The 13868-nt window shown below is 70.8% G+C and carries 13 protein-coding genes; 6 read left to right on the forward strand and 7 right to left on the reverse strand.

Annotated features, from left to right (window positions below; translation table 11 throughout):
• Positions 1-130 precede the first annotated feature (130 nt).
• Positions 131-1018, forward strand: coding sequence for a sterol desaturase family protein (locus AB0959_RS03445; RefSeq protein ID WP_366824549.1), 888 nt, complete (start codon positions 131-133; stop codon positions 1016-1018).
• The gene (locus AB0959_RS03450; RefSeq protein ID WP_366824550.1) at positions 1015-1728 is read left to right on the forward strand and encodes a lysoplasmalogenase; all 714 of its coding nucleotides are present in this window, start codon (positions 1015-1017) and stop codon (positions 1726-1728) included. Before AB0959_RS03445 ends, AB0959_RS03450 begins: the two co-directional genes overlap by 4 nt.
• Here AB0959_RS03450 and AB0959_RS03455 read toward each other — a convergent pair.
• The 4 genes from AB0959_RS03455 to AB0959_RS03470 form a co-directional block, all read right to left on the reverse strand.
• Entirely contained in the window at positions 1628-2623 is a 996-nt protein-coding gene (locus AB0959_RS03455) for a CopD family protein (RefSeq protein ID WP_366824551.1), read from the reverse strand. The genes AB0959_RS03450 and AB0959_RS03455 overlap by 101 nt on opposite strands.
• 100 nt (positions 2624-2723) lie before the next feature.
• Complete coding sequence (locus tag AB0959_RS03460; RefSeq protein ID WP_366824552.1) at positions 2724-4118, reverse strand: CoA transferase; 1395 nt, start codon at positions 4116-4118, stop codon at positions 2724-2726.
• Positions 4119-4220: 102 nt separating this feature from the next.
• Positions 4221-5741 carry a S8 family serine peptidase gene (locus AB0959_RS03465; RefSeq protein WP_366824553.1) on the reverse strand — a complete coding sequence of 507 codons (1521 nt, stop codon included), beginning with the start codon at positions 5739-5741 and terminating at the stop codon, positions 4221-4223.
• Positions 5742-5844: 103 nt separating this feature from the next.
• Positions 5845-7401 (reverse strand): S8 family serine peptidase, encoded by a 1557-nt coding sequence (locus tag AB0959_RS03470; protein ID WP_366824554.1) that lies wholly within the window; start codon positions 7399-7401, stop codon positions 5845-5847.
• 423 nt (positions 7402-7824) lie between these two features.
• On the opposite strand from AB0959_RS03470, the gene AB0959_RS03475 reads away from it, so the two are divergent.
• From AB0959_RS03475 to moaA, 3 genes are all read left to right on the forward strand, one after another.
• A complete protein-coding gene (locus AB0959_RS03475) occupies positions 7825-8181 on the forward strand; it encodes a DUF485 domain-containing protein (protein ID WP_366824555.1) in 357 nt (118 codons plus the stop codon).
• Positions 8178-9803, forward strand: a complete 1626-nt coding sequence (locus AB0959_RS03480; RefSeq protein ID WP_366824556.1) for a cation acetate symporter — start codon at positions 8178-8180, stop codon at positions 9801-9803. The genes AB0959_RS03475 and AB0959_RS03480 overlap by 4 nt, the downstream gene beginning before the upstream one ends.
• A 146-nt stretch (positions 9804-9949) precedes the next feature.
• Positions 9950-10939, forward strand: coding sequence for a GTP 3',8-cyclase MoaA (gene moaA, locus AB0959_RS03485; protein ID WP_366824557.1), 990 nt, complete (start codon positions 9950-9952; stop codon positions 10937-10939).
• 105 nt (positions 10940-11044) lie between these two features.
• Here moaA and AB0959_RS03490 read toward each other — a convergent pair whose 3' ends face one another.
• Both AB0959_RS03490 and AB0959_RS03495 read right to left on the reverse strand, forming a co-directional pair.
• The gene (locus tag AB0959_RS03490) at positions 11045-11293 is read right to left on the reverse strand and encodes a hypothetical protein (protein ID WP_366824558.1); all 249 of its coding nucleotides are present in this window, start codon (positions 11291-11293) and stop codon (positions 11045-11047) included.
• Positions 11294-11524: 231 nt separating this feature from the next.
• A complete protein-coding gene (locus AB0959_RS03495) occupies positions 11525-11944 on the reverse strand; it encodes a DUF3099 domain-containing protein (protein ID WP_366824559.1) in 420 nt (139 codons plus the stop codon).
• Positions 11945-12190: 246 nt separating this feature from the next.
• Between AB0959_RS03495 and AB0959_RS03500 the strand changes: the two genes are divergently transcribed.
• The gene (locus tag AB0959_RS03500; protein ID WP_366824611.1) at positions 12191-12466 is read left to right on the forward strand and encodes a GlsB/YeaQ/YmgE family stress response membrane protein; all 276 of its coding nucleotides are present in this window, start codon (positions 12191-12193) and stop codon (positions 12464-12466) included.
• A 110-nt stretch (positions 12467-12576) separates the two neighbouring features.
• Here AB0959_RS03500 and tyrS read toward each other — a convergent pair whose 3' ends face one another.
• Entirely contained in the window at positions 12577-13845 is a 1269-nt protein-coding gene (tyrS, locus tag AB0959_RS03505) for a tyrosine--tRNA ligase (protein ID WP_366824560.1), read from the reverse strand.
• Between the last annotated feature and the right edge of the window lie 23 nt (positions 13846-13868).

The following is a 13868-nucleotide window of genomic DNA, read 5'->3' on the forward strand; positions in this document are numbered from 1 at the left end:
GCGGATGACATCGTAGGCAGCGCCTCCCCGGGCGTTGGTGGAGATGGCCAAGAAGCAAGCGCGTACCACCGGAAATACTTGTGGGTAACAACGTCTAGCCGTCGCTGACCGGCGGTTCTACGGTGCCCACATGCCGAACCTGCCCGATGCCGTGCTGTGGTCGATACCCGCCTTCGTGTTGCTCACCGTGGTGGAAGTGGTGAGCGTGCGGATCCATCCCGATGAGGACGCGGCGGGGTACGAGGCGAAGGACGCCGCGACGAGCGTCGGCATGGGGCTCGGCTCGCTCGTCTTCGACTTCCTGTGGAAGATTCCGATCGTCGCGATCTACACGGCGGTCTACGAGGTGACGCCACTGCGTGTGCCCGTGCTGTGGTGGACCGTTCCGCTGATGCTGCTCGCCCAGGACTTCTTCTACTACTGGTCGCACCGCGGCCACCACGTCGTCCGGATCCTGTGGGCGTGCCACGTCGTGCACCATTCCAGCCGGAAGTTCAACCTCACCACCGCCCTGCGGCAGCCGTGGACGACGTGGACCGTCTGGCCGTTCTACGTTCCGCTCGTGGCCCTCGGGGTGCACCCGGCGGCGCTGGCGTTCTGTTCCTCCGCGAACCTCGTGTACCAGTTCTGGATCCACACCGAGCGCATCGGCACGCTGCACCGGGCCTTCGAGTTCGTCTTCAACACGCCCTCGCACCACCGCGTCCACCACGCCTCCCAGGGCGGCTACCTGGACCGGAACTTCGGCGGGATCCTCATCGTCTGGGACCGGCTCTTCGGGTCGTTCGTCGCGGAGACCGAGCGGCCGGTGTACGGACTGACGAAGGACATCGACACGTACAACCCGCTGAGGGTCGCCACCCACGAGTACGCCGCCATCGCCAGGGACCTGAGGGCGGCCGGGAGTTGGGGCGAGCGGGCCGGGCGGGTGTTCCGGGGGCCGGGCTGGCGGCCGGTGCGGCCGGACGCGGGGGAGACGCAGGCCTCCGGCCCGACGGTCACGGAGCCCGTGGCGTGAGAGGCGGCAAGGCGCTGCTCGTCCTCTTCCTCCTCGTCGCCGCCGCCGACCTCGGCTCGCTCGCCGCCGGGTTCACGCCGGGCCACGCCGTCGCCAAACCGCTGCTGATGCCGTTGCTCGCCGCCTACGTCCACGCGCGGGGCGGACCCCGGGCGCTGGTCGCGGCTCTGCTGTGCGGCTGGGGCGGTGACGTGCTGCTGCTGTCCGACGCGCAGGCCGCGTTCCTCGCGGGGATGGGGTTCTTCGCGGCGGGGCACGTGTGCTACCTGCTGCTCTTCGGACGATCCCCGCGCCCCGGGCGACCGGCACTCCTGGCGGCCACGTACGGCACGGTCCTCGTCGTCACCCTCGCCCTGCTGTGGCCCGATCTGCCCGCCGAACTGCGCGTCCCCGTCGCCGGATACAGTCTGCTGCTCACCGCCATGGCGTACCGGGCCGGTCGTGCCGGGCTGGTGGCCGGGCTCGGTGGCGCGCTGTTCCTGGTGTCCGACACGCTCATCGCGACGGGTGTCGCCGACTGGCCGCAGCTCCCGCGCCCCGATCTGTGGATCATGCTCACCTATCTGGCGGCCCAGTACCTGCTGGTCCGGGGGACGCCCACGCCCGGCCTCACCAGCGGATCGGCACCGGCAGCGCCGTCAGCAGCGCCGACACCGCCACGACCGCACCCAGCACCGCCACCTCCGCACGCGCGGGGGAGCAGGCGCTGAGCGGGTCGCTCACGCGGGCCAGCCGGACACGCGCGATCAGCGCGAGAACCGCGACGACGGCCACGAGGAGCACCTTGCCGAGCAGGGTGCGCCCGTAAGCCGTCGCGGTCAGCTGCTCCATGACCGTGTCCGGCGGCATACGGCGCAGCGTGCTCCACACCCCGGTGGCGGTGATGGCGGCCAGGAGAACGGCCGCCACGCGCGCGTAGAGGCCCAACAACGCGGCACCCGCCCCCGTGGCGTCCGTCGGGCCCCACCGCCGGAGCGTCCGCAGCACGTGGAACAGCCCGCCCGCCCACAGCGCCGCGCAGACCACGTGAACCAGCGTCAGGCCGCTGCCGACCAGCGGATCGTGCTCGGTCGACGGATGCGCGCGCAGGGCCTCCGCGACGGCGACCACGGCGAGCGGCCATCCTTGCGTGGCGGGGCGGCGCGAGAGGGCGCACAGGCCGGCCGCGGCGAACGCGTTCACCTCCAGGAGGGCGAGCTTGCCGTCCCGGGTCTCGTAGAGGCCGCCGAAGTCGATGTCGGCGGGGCTCCGTGGCACCAGGTTGCCGGTCGCCACGAGCGAGGCGAGGCCCAGCGCCGCGAGGAAACCGGCGGCTGCCGCGTACGGCGCCCAGCTGCGCGGCGCCTCCCCCGGCGCACCCGGCAGCCTGCGCCCCAGCCACGCCGCGAACAGCTCGCCCGCCGGAACGCACAGCGCCGCGAACAGTACGGTCCGCAGCACGGTGATGCCGCCGACTCCCGGAGCCACCGCCTCGCCGGTGCCGTCCAGGGCGACACGCGGCCCGAGCAGCGGGATCAGGGCGGCGACGGCCACCAGGACGAGTACGGCGACGGCCCGCCCGACACCGGGACGCGCGGTGTCGGCTGTCGGTCTGGTCAAGCTCACTCCCAGAGCTTCGCCAGTTGTCACAGACCAGGGCAAGTCATGGAAAGCAACTGGGCGTACGGTATTCCGCCCATAGGTACGCTTCCGGCCGCCCCCCGATTCAAGCCCAGCGCGCCTCGTCCGCACCCCACGCCCCGGGCGGGCGCGACCAGTCGGCGGGTCCACCGGCGAAGGACACCGGCGGCAGCGCGTACCGCAGCCTCCCGAGGGAGCTGCGGGTCTCGGCGAGCCAGGGGCCGGGACGGTCGTACGAGGCCTCGGCGGGCCCGCCCACACCTCGGCTCTCGCCCACACCCCGGCTCCCGCCCGTCAGCCAGGCGGCCGTCCGCGCCAGTGCCAGCCGGACGAGCCGCGTGCCGCCCTGCTCCCGCTGCTCGGTGAGCGACCGCAGCACGGCCGCGGCCAGCAGGAAGCCGGTGCCGTGATCGAGGGCCTGTGCGGGCAGCGCGCCCGGCCGCTCGGGCGAGCCCTCGGTCACCGCGATCCCGGTGGCGGCCTGCACCAGGCTGTCGAAGCCCCGCCGCCCCGCCCACGGCCCGTCCGCGCCCCACGCCGACAACTGCGCGACCACGAGTCCGGGCCCGCGCTCGGCCAGCGCCTCCGCGTCGAGCCCGAACCGGTCCAGGGCGCCGGGCCGGTAGCCGGTCACCACCACGTCCGCACCGGCGAGCAGTTCCTCGAACGTACGGCGGTCCGCGCGGTCGGCCAGGTCGAGCGTGGCCGACCGTTTCCCGAAGCCGGTGTCCGCGTGCTGGTCGGGGAGTTCGGGCAGGCCGGGGGAGTCCACACGGAGGACGTCCGCGCCCAGGAGGCCGAGCGTGCGGGTGGCGACGGGGCCCGCGATGACCCGGGTGAGGTCCAGGACGCGTACACCCGCCGCGGGCAGCCCCGCGTCACCCGTGAGCCGCCGGACCGGCCCGGCCCCGACGGTCTCGGCCTCCAGCAGCGGCCGGGCGGCGACGGCCCGCCCCTGCTCGTGCTCGGACCACTCCTCGGGCGTACGCAGGGCCACCGCGAGCCCTCCGGCGCCGTACACCGTGTCCTCCACGTCCGTCGCCGGACACTCCGCCAGCGCCGCCGCCACCGTCTCCACCGACGCGTCCCCGGGCAGACCCAACGCGCCCAGCAGACGCTCCCGGTGCTGCGGGTAGTTGGCGTGAGTCCGCACCCACCCGTCCGCCGTCCGCCAGAACCGCGACAGCGGCGCGAAGCCGACCGGCTGCCGCCCGTCGACCAGCAGGTGCCGTTCGCTCACGAAAGCCGTGGCGACCGCCCCGTCGTCCACCCGCACCTCGGGCACGTCCGCCCGTCCCGCCCGCCGCGCCCCCAGCTCGGCGGCCGCCAGCGCGCACGCCCCGACGCAGGCCCGCGCCAGCTCCCGTACGGGCAGCCGCGCGTCCAGCGCCCCGTCCCGTACGACCTCCGACACACGCGGGAGCAGAGCCGGGTCGCCGCCCAGGGCCTGCCACGCGGACTCCGTGTTCACAGCATCCATGGGTGCACTATGCGGTGTGTACGGAATCAACACGTCCGTGCGGGGGCAGCGAAAGGGCCGGGCGGTACATCACCGCCCGGCCCAATTCCTCTGTCGTGCCCCCTACTTCGTCACCGCGTCCAGCGCGTCAGCGGTGCCCCAGCCGTAGAAACCGTTCCGGTTCTTCGACCCCTCGCACACCGCGTCGACCTTGCCGTCGCCGTCGATGTCGTACGGGTCCGTGCACGCCGTGGCGTCCGCCTCGGCGTACAGCAGCGCCTTCACCACCGCCGGCGGAGCGTACGGGTGCGTCGACTTGATGAGGGCGGCGACACCCGCGACGTGCGGCGACGCCATCGACGTACCGGCCATGTAGCCCCACGTGCCGCCGGGCAGCGTGCCCAGGATCAGGCCGCTGGTGGCTGGCGGGGCCGGGGTCTGGAAGCGGGTCGAGTCGCCGCCCGGGGCGGCTATGTCGATCACGCCCAGGCCGTGGTTGGAGAAGGAGGACTTGATGCCCTTCGCGCCCGTCGCCGCGACCGTGACGACGCCCGGCAACTGGGTCGGGATGTCGAGGCACTTCGACGGGTCGACCACACGGTCCGACGGCGTCGTGTCGTTCGGCGACGACGGGTCGGTGATCTCGTCGGAGGCGAGGTCGTAGTTCTCGTTGCCCGCCGCCGCGACGTTGACCGCGCCCTTGCGCTCCGCGTACCGGGACGCCCGGGTGACGGCGTCGACGAGCGCCTTCTGGTCCGGGTCGTTCTTGCAGTTGAAGTACCAGGGGTCCGTGTAATAGCTGTTGTTCGTCACGTCGACACCGTGCTCGGCCGCCCACACGAACCCGCAGACCACGGCCTCCGTGTAGAAGAAGCCGGCCGGCGTGGACACCTTGATGCCGGACACCTTCACGCCGGGCGCCACACCGGTCATCCCGACGCCGTTCTTGGCGGCCGCGATCTCACCGGCGACGTGCGTGCCGTGCGGGCTCTCGGACGCGCCGGGCCGCCAGGCCCCGTCGGTGGTGTCGGGCTTGCCCGTCACGCAGTTCACCGACGCCTTCCGGTCGAAGTTCGGGGCTATGTCGGGGTGCGTGTCGTCGACGCCCGTGTCGATGACGGCGACCGTGACGTTCCGGCTGCCGAGCGACTTCTCGTGCGCCTTGTCCGCCTTGATGGCGGGAAGGTCCCACTGCAACGGCTCCAGCGGGTCCTGGCCGGCCTCCGCGTCGGCGGCCGCCGCCTCCTTGGCGGTCAGCACCTTCGGCGTGTCCAGGTCGGTCGTCGACTGCGCGGGCAGCGGCGCGGTGCGCGTGGCGCCGGCCGACTGCACGCCGCGCACCTTGCGGATCGCCGCGCCGAAGCCGGAATCCGAGGCGTGCACGACGATGACGCCTATCTGGTCGTACGACGTCACGATCGTGCCGCCCGCATCGGCGATGGCCTTCTTCACTTGCGAGGAAGTGCCGTGCCCGGGGCGGACGTTGACCACGTAGCTGAGCGGGGTGGCGTCGGTGGCCGCCTCCTGGGAGGCCGCCGGCGAGGCCGTCGCCGTCGCGTTCGGCAGAACGGCGAGTGCCGTCGCCATGGCCATCCCCAGCGGGATCGCCACCACGCGGTGGGAGCGCTTGCGGGGCGCTGTCATGGTGTCTCCAGTTCGTTCGCGGGACGAGTCACGTTCGCGGTACGAGCGGTACGGGCTGTTGCCCCGAGGGGGCAAGGTGGGGGCAACCAGCCCGTACTGACGGCTACTTGACGGCCTTGAGCGCGTTGACGATGCCGGCCCCGTAGAAGCCGTTCGCCTTCGGGCCGCCCTCGCACACCGCGTCCTGCGTGCCGTCGCCGTCCTGGTCGTAGGACTCGGGGCAGGCCGTCCTGTCCGCCTGCGCCTTCAGCAGCCGCTGCAGCTGGGTGCCGTTCGCCCACGGGTGGGTGGACTTCAGAAGCGCGGCCACGCCCGCGACGTGCGGCGACGCCATCGAGGTGCCCTGCAGGAACGCGTACTGCCCGTTCGGCATGGTGGACAGGATCCGGCCGTCCTTCGACGGGGTGTCCGGGAGCTGGTAGCGCCGGTCGCCACCGGGAGCCGCGACGTCGACGACGCCCTCGCCGTACGTCGAGTAGTACGACTTGAGGTTCTGCACGCCCGTCGCGCTGACCGTGACGACGCCCGGCAGCTGGGTCGGCACGTCGAAGCACTCGGAGGGGTCGATGGTGCGCTCGACCGGGGTGGAGTCGTCGGGGCTGGTGTTGTCGACGATCGCGTCCGAGGCGAGGTCGTGGTTGGAGTTGCCCGCCGACGCCACGTTCAGCAGGCCCTTCTTCTGCGCGTACAGCTGGGCCCGGTTGACCGCGTCGACGATGGCCTTCTGGTCGGGGTCGTCCACGCAGTTGTAGAGCCACGGGTCGACGTAGTAGCTGTTGTTCGTGATCTCCACGCCGTGGTCGGCCGCGAACACGAAGGCGCAGACGACGCTTTCCGGGTAGAACAGGCCGTTGTTCGGGTCGCTGACCTTGATGCCGGAGACCTTCACGCCCGGGGCGACACCGGCGACGCCGACGCCGTTGCGGGCCGCGGCGATCTCACCGGCGACGTGCGTGCCGTGGTAGTCCTCCGCGGTGTACGGGCGCCAGGCACCCTCACTGGTGTCCGCGACGCCGCCGACGCAGTTGGCCGACTGGGAGGCGGAGAAGTTCGGGGCGAGGTCCGGGTGGGTGTCGTCGACGCCGGTGTCGATGACGGCGACGGTGACCTTCCTGCTGCCCGGGTTGATCTTCGCCGCCTTGTCGGCGCCGATCGAGCGCAGGTCCCACTGGTCGGCCTCCAGGGGCTCGCTCTCGGGGGTCGTCGCCGAAGCGGCCTTCACCTTGGCGGCCTCCTCGGCCGTCAGGTAGTCCGCGGCGCCCTCGTCGGTCGTACCCGCGGCGACCAGGGGAGTGGTCCGGGTGGCGCCGGCGGACTGCACACCGCGCACGGCGCGGATCTGCGCGCCGAAGCCGGGGTTGGCCGAGTGGACCACGATCACGCCGATCCTGTCGTACGTGATGACGACGGTCCCGCCGGCCGCGGCTATCGCCTTCTTCACGGAGGCGATGGTCCGCTTGTCCGTCTTCGTGTTGACGACGTACGCGAGGTTCGGTCCGTCCTCGGTCGCCGAGGCGGCGGACGCGGCCGGGGCGGCGGAGCCGGCCGAGGGGAGTGGCGCTGCCGAGGCGACGCCCGGCAGGAAGCCGAGGGAGGCGGTCAGCGAGAGGGCGACCGGAACCGCGAGCGCGAGACGGCGTCTCGAGCGCAGATGAGCCATGGGGTCTCCACATCATCCGGAAACGAAACCCGCCCGTGACACGCGTGGTGCCCGGGCAGGTACATGACGGGTGGTGCACGCCGAAGCTATCCCCCGCCGTCCCTGGCCAGCAATGACTTCACGCGACGACGGCCGAAGTACAGGGAAACCCCTCGCCCGAGCGGAGCCGGTGACCAGTGGCGACCGCTTGTGAAAAGAACCGTGCGGGAGTTGAACCGGTTCCCGCGCGCCGCCGTGACGTTGAGCAGGGAGCCCGAGCACCATCGGGCACCCTGTCGGATCATGCGCCGGGCACCTACCATCGCGAGCCGGCGTGATCCACATCTACTTGAGGATCAGAGCCGTCATATGTCCGAGAACGACCCGTCCCCGTCGTCACCCCCGGCCACCGGGGCACCCGAACCCGCAACGCGAGGAGACTCCGTGGCAACCGACGCACCTCCCCCCTCGAAGGCAGAGCACCAACTCCCCCCGACGGAGGAGTTCGTCCGGGTCCAGGAGAGCGCGGAATTCGGTGAACTGCGCCGCTCCCACCGCTCCTTCGCCTTCCCGCTGACCGTCGCCTTCATCGCCTGGTACCTGCTGTACGTCCTGCTCTCCAACTACGCGGGCGACTTCATGGGCACCAAGCTGTTCGGCAACATCAACGTCGCCCTGCTCCTGGGCATCGCCCAGTTCATCACCACGTTCCTCATCGCCTGGTGGTACTCGCGGCACGCCGCCGCGAAGCTCGACCCCAAGGCCGAGGCCATCAAGTCCCGCATGGAGGGCGACGCATGAGCCCCGTACAGCAGACCGTTCTCGCCGCGGGTGAGGCCAGCGAGCACCGGCCGCTGATCATCTCCCTGTTCGCGGTGTTCGTCGTGGCGACGCTCGTCATCACCATCTGGGCGGGCCGCCAGACCAAGGACGCCGCCGACTTCTACGCGGGCGGCCGTCAGTTCAGCGCCTTCCAGAACGGACTCGCGGTCTCCGGCGACTACATGTCGGCCGCGTCCTTCCTCGGCATCGCGGGCGCGATCGCCATCTTCGGGTACGACGGCTTCCTCTACTCCATCGGCTTCCTCGTGGCCTGGCTGGTGGCGCTGCTCCTGGTGGCCGAGCCGCTCAGGAACTCCGGCCGCTACACCATGGGCGACGTCCTCGCGTACCGCATGCGCCAGCGCCCCGTGCGCACGGCGGCCGGCACCTCCACCATCGTCGTCTCGATCTTCTATCTGCTGGCCCAGATGGCGGGCGCGGGCGTCCTCGTCTCGCTGCTGCTCGGCATCACCTCGGACGCCGGCAAGATCGGCATCGTCGCCCTCGTCGGCGTCCTGATGATCGTGTACGTCTCCATCGGCGGCATGAAGGGCACCACCTGGGTCCAGATGGTCAAGGCCGTGCTGCTCATCGGCGGCACCCTGCTGATCACCTTCCTGGTGCTGCTGAAGTTCAACTTCAACATCTCCGACCTGCTCGGCACGGCCGCCGAGAAGAGCGGCAAGGGCGCGGCCTTCCTGGAGCCCGGCCTGCAGTACGGCGCGACCGGCACCTCCAAGCTGGACTTCATCTCCCTCGGCATCGCCCTGGTCCTCGGCACCGCGGGCCTGCCGCACATCCTGATCCGCTTCTACACGGTGCCCAACGCCAAGGCCGCCCGGAAGTCCGTGAACTGGGCGATCGGCATCATCGGCGCCTTCTACCTGATGACCATCGCCCTCGGCTTCGGCGCCGCCGCGCTGATCTCCCAGGACGAGATCATCGAGTCCAACCCGTCCGGCAACACGGCCGCACCGCTGCTCGCCCTGCACCTCGGCGGCGTCGACTCGACCGGGGGCGCGATCCTGCTCGCCACGATCTCGGCGGTGGCCTTCGCGACGATCCTCGCCGTCGTCGCCGGCCTCACCCTCGCCTCGTCGTCGTCCTTCGCGCACGACATCTACGCCAACGTCATCAAGAAGGGCAAGGCCACCGAGAAGGAGGAGATGAGGGCGGCCCGCTGGGCGACCGTCTTCATCGGCGTCGTCTCCATCGCCCTGGGCGCCCTCGCCCGCGACCTCAACGTGGCCGGCCTGGTCGCGCTGGCCTTCGCGGTCGCCGCGTCCGCCAACCTGCCGACCATCCTCTACAGCCTGTTCTGGAAGAAGTTCACCACCCAGGGCGCGCTGTGGTCGATCTACGGCGGTCTCATCGTGGCCGTCGGTCTGGTGCTGTTCTCGCCCGTCGTCTCCGGCGACCCGAAGGCGATGTTCCCCGACGTCGACTTCCACTGGTTCCCGCTGAAGAACCCGGGCATCATCTCCATCCCGTTCGGCTTCCTGATGGGCTGGCTCGGCACGGTCCTGTCCAAGGAGGAGCCCGACACCGGCAAGTACGCCGAGCTTGAGGTGCGTTCCCTCACGGGCACCGGGGCCCACTGAGTCCCGGCACGGTACGCGGGGCCGCCGTGGATCCCTACGGCGGCCCCGCGCCGTGTCTGCAGGAACGAACCGACCTGTTGTCAGTCGCGTCACGTAGGCTCGCAGGTGTCGGAGAATTGGTGATCCGTTCAAGGGAGGGGGCCCACGTGCTCATCGACACCTACGGCCGAGCGGCCACAGACCTCAGGGTGTCACTGACTGACCGGTGCAACCTGCGCTGCACCTACTGCATGCCCGAGGAGGGCCTGCAGTGGCTGGCCAAGCCCGACCTGCTCACCGACGACGAGATCGTCCGCCTCATCGACGTCGCGGTCCGCACCCTGGGCATCACCGAGGTCCGCTTCACCGGCGGCGAGCCGCTGCTGCGCCCCGGCCTGGCCGGCATCGTGGAGCGCGTCGCCGCTCTCGAACCCCGCCCGCAGATGTCCCTCACGACCAACGGCATCGGCCTCAAGCGCACGGCGACGGCCCTGAAGGCGGCGGGCCTGGACCGGGTGAACGTCTCGCTGGACACCCTCCGCCCCGACGTCTTCAAGACCCTCACCCGCCGCGACCGCCACAAGGACGTCATCGAGGGCCTCCACGCCGCCCGCGAGGCCGGCCTGACCCCCGTCAAGGTCAACTCGGTCCTGATGCCCGACCTGAACGAGGACGAGGCCCCGGACCTCCTGGCCTGGGCCGTGGAGCACGACTACGAGCTGCGGTTCATCGAGCAGATGCCCCTGGACGCCCAGCACGGCTGGAAGCGCGAGGGCATGGTCACGGCAGGCGACATCCTCGCCTCACTCCGCACCCGCTTCGAGCTGACGCCCGAGGGCGCCGACGAGCGCGGCTCCGCCCCCGCCGAGCGCTGGGTCGTCGACGGCGGCCCCCACCGCGTCGGAGTGATCGCCTCGGTCACCCGCCCGTTCTGCGCGGCCTGCGACCGTACGCGACTGACGGCCGACGGCCAGATACGCACCTGCCTGTTCGCCCGCGAGGAGACCGACCTGCGCGCCGCACTCCGCTCGGGCGCCCCCGACGAGGAGATCGCCCGCATCTGGCGGCTGGCGATGTGGGGCAAGAAGGCGGGCGCGGGCCTGGACGACCCGACCTTCGTCCAGCCGGACCGGCCGATGTCGGCGATCGGGGGGTGACCCCACACCGGGGCACGTCCGCGAGCCCCCCCACTGACCTCTCTCACAGGGCACCGGAACCACATGATTGATCTGAGCTTTACTTGAACTTCGCTTCGCCGCAGGTCAGGACCCGGGCGAGGTCCAGTCCTCCAGCTTCACGACGTCCTTCAGGAACCCCCGCACACCCAGGAACTTCGAGAGATGCTCACGGTGCTCCTCGCACGCGAGCCACGTCTTGCGCCGTTCCGGCGTGTGCAGCTTCGGGTTGTTCCACGCCAGCACCCACACCGCGTCGGCGCGGCAGCCCTTGGCGGAGCAGATCGGTGAGGACGGCTCGGAACCGGGCTCGTTGCCGGGGACGTTGAGAATCACACCCCGACCCTAACGCGCCCCGCGCAACGGAAAAGGGCCGGGAAAAGGCGACGCCGAGCAGCCACGGGGGGAGCTGCCCGGCGTCGGTCTGTCGCTCCGACGGGGGATGCGGAGCGCGTACGAAGTATGTCACGGGTACCCCGTCGCCCGGCACCGGAACAACATGATTGATCTGAGCTTTTCTTGAGCTTGGCGGCTGATTGGATTCCGCTTCCCCGCGGACTCAGGAGGTCAGGTACGGTTCCGGCGCTCGCCGCCCAGGCCCGCCGCGGGGTCGGCCCCGACATCCTCCGGGACGGATTCCGTGAAGCCCGTCACGCCTTCGTCATGACCCTGGCCGGCGGTGCCGTTCTGCGGCGGCGCGATCATCGGCTTCAGAGGGACCCTGACGAACGTCGACGGCAGCGAGGGCGCGTTCTCCCGGCCCGCGTTGGCGATCACCACGGCGATGTAGGGAAGAACAGCCCCGAGCACCAGGGCGACGATCGCCACGTGCCGTTCGACGTTCCACAGGGCAACGGCCGCGATCACGGACACCGTGCGGACCGACATCGAGATGACGTACCGCCGCTGCCGGGCGCGCACGTCGGCGTCCAGCCCCTGCCTGGCTCCGGTGATTCGGAAGACCTGGCCGTCGCTCTGCTTCCGCATCACGTTCCACCACCCGCCTGCGTCGGACGCTCCCCCGGCACGTACCCAGGTCCGGACCCGGTCTGGGACCACGGCCCGAACAAGCTCAACGTTACGCCGCGTCTGCGTCACCTACGAGACCGGGGGCGCCCCTCACAGGAGCGCACGGCCTGCGTCCGGGCGCGTACGGCCGTGCCCGGCATGCGCCGTACCCCACACCGGCCGAGACTGGATGTACAGCTCACCGAGCCGTACGAGGAGGCAGCCATGGGCTGGTTGTGGGCGATCATCGTGGGCTTCGTCCTGGGCCTGCTGGCCAAGGCGATCATTCCGGGCAAGCAGCACAGCCCGCTCTGGCTGACGACCATCTTCGGCATGCTCGGCGCCGTCATCGGCAACGCGATGGCCCGCGGCTTCGGCATCGAGGAGACCGCCGGCATCGACTGGGGCCGCCACATCTTCCAGCTCGCGGCGGCCATCGTGATCGTCTTGTTCGGGGACATGGCGTACACGTCGATACGGGGACGCAAAGAGAGAGTGTGAGGGGGCCCGCGCCCCTTGAGGGGCCGCAGGCCCCCTCAAGGGGCGCGGGGAACTGCGCGAGCAACCACACACAACCCGCACACGGCAGGACAACAGATCCCGAACGGCGCTTACCCGCCGGTGACCTCGACCGCCGCCAGATTCTTCTTCCCTCGCCGCAGCACCAGCCACCGCCCGTGCAGCAGATCCTCCTTGCCCGGGACGGAGTCCTCCGCGGTGACCTTCACGTTGTTCACGTACGCCCCGCCCTCCTTCACGGTCCGCCGCGCGGCGGACTTGCTGGGCACCAGCCCGACCTCGGCGAAGAGGTCCACCACCAGACCCAGCTCGGCGACCTGGACGTGCGGCACCTCGGAGAGCGCCGCGGTCAGGGTCCTGTCGTCGAGTTCGCCCAGCTCACCCTGACCGAAGAGGGCCTTGGACGCGGCGATCACCGCGGCCGTCTGGTCCGCGCCGTGCACCAGCGTCGTCAGCTCCTCGGCCAGCGCGCGCTGCGCGGCCCGCGCCTGCGGACGCTCCTCGGTCTGCTTCTCCAGCTCCTCCAGCTCCTCGCGGGACTTGAAGGACAGGATCCGCATGTACGTGGAGATGTCCCGGTCGTCGACGTTCAGCCAGAACTGGTAGAACGCGTACGGCGTCGTCATCTCCGGGTCGAGCCAGACGGCGCCGCCCTCGGTCTTGCCGAACTTGGTGCCGTCCGCCTTGGTCATCAGCGGCGTCGCCAGCGCGTGCACACTGGCGTGCGGCTCCAGCCGGTGGATCAGGTCCAGGCCGGCCGTGAGGTTGCCCCACTGGTCGCTGCCGCCCTGCTGGAGCGTGCAGCCGTACCTCCGGAACAGCTGCAGGAAGTCCATGCCCTGCAGGAGCTGGTAGCTGAACTCCGTGTAGCTGATGCCCTCGGAGGACTCCAGTCGGCGGGCGACCGAGTCCTTCGTCAGCATCTTGTTGACGCGGAAGTGCTTGCCGATGTCGCGGAGGAACTCGATCGCGGAGAGGCCCTCGGTCCAGTCGAGGTTGTTGACCATCACGGCCGCGTTCTCGCCCTCGAAGTCGAGGAACGGCTCGATCTGGCCGCGCAGCTTGTCGACCCAGCCACGGACCGTCTCCGGATCGTTCAGCGTGCGCTCCGCGGTCGGGCGCGGGTCACCGATCAGACCCGTGGCCCCGCCGACCAGCGCCAGCGGCCGGTGCCCGGCCTGCTGGAGCCGGCGCACGGTGAGCACCTGCACCAGGTGCCCCACGTGCAGCGACGGTGCCGTCGGGTCGAAACCGCAATAGAACGTGACGGGACCGTCCGCGAGCGCCTTGCGCAAAGCGTCCTCGTCAGTGGACAGGGCGAACAGCCCGCGCCACTTCAGCTCGTCGACGATGTCCGTCACGGTTCTCGTATCTCCTTGAAAGG

This window comes from Streptomyces sp. NPDC046862, assembly GCF_040704615.1.
Taxonomy (GTDB): domain Bacteria; phylum Actinomycetota; class Actinomycetes; order Streptomycetales; family Streptomycetaceae; genus Streptomyces.